This is a genomic window from Oleiphilus sp. HI0125 (genome assembly GCF_001635355.1).
Genome location: NZ_LWGF01001047.1, coordinates 1 through 832, shown reverse-complemented (window position 1 = coordinate 832; position 832 = coordinate 1). Strand labels below are relative to the sequence as shown.

The 832-nt window shown below is 43.4% G+C and carries 1 protein-coding gene; it reads right to left on the bottom strand.

Going from position 1 to position 832, the window contains the following annotated elements; all coding sequences use genetic code 11:
• The coding region (locus A3762_RS17970) for a glycerophosphodiester phosphodiesterase family protein (RefSeq protein ID WP_304439294.1) at positions 1 to 603 on the bottom strand (603 nt) is incomplete at its 3' end.
• Positions 604 to 832 lie beyond the last annotated feature (229 nt).

Genomic DNA, 832 nt, shown 5'->3' with positions numbered 1-832 from the left:
AATCAATTGTGACGCATAGTCTTGCTGTGTGTAATCGCCTTCGAATGGCATCTCCACTTGAGGAGATTTTAGTTCTGGCGTGAAATCGACGCCTAGTTCTTTAAAGAGTTGAATACTTTCGGCATGTGTCAGCAATGTACCGCGACCGCTGTATCCGTCTGTTCTCCAACTAGCTGTGGCATCCATATATTCATCAATACTTGTTGCTGCTAGGTTGGCCGCGTCCATTTTGCCTTCAAGTGATTTGAACTCGGCAACAGTGATGTCACTAGCACAGCATCTAATGTCTGATGCATTAATAAGTTCACCTTCTGAATTGAATTCCGGCGCAACAGAGCACTTCTGGGCGAGTGGCGTTGCAAGAATGTTTGTTGTTGTGTGGAGATCACATTGCGCATGACGACACACTAGCGCGCGATCTTTTGTAAAGGTGACATCACATTCCATGATACCAGCGCCCATTTTAGCCGCTGCGATATAAGACTCTTTAGTATGTTCGGGAAATTGCATGGGGGCGCCGCGATGTCCGATCGAGAAGTTGCTTGGCGCAAATGGGCCCGACTTACAACTTTGAAGCTTTCGTTTTAATTTGCTGTCAGTCATATCTTCAACCAGAAAGAACGGCCGAGGTCCAAGCTGAACTTTTGTTAGTCTTTTAGCGATGCGCGATTCTTTTTGATGAAGTTTTCGTTCTGTTTTATGAAGTTTGTGTTCTGTTTTATGAAGTTTGTGTTCTGTTTTATGAAGTTTGTGTTCTAGTTTTTTTATCGTTTTTGATTCAGCGTGATGGCTTGATTTGTATGTATTTGAGTTGTGTGCGCTTACATTGAAT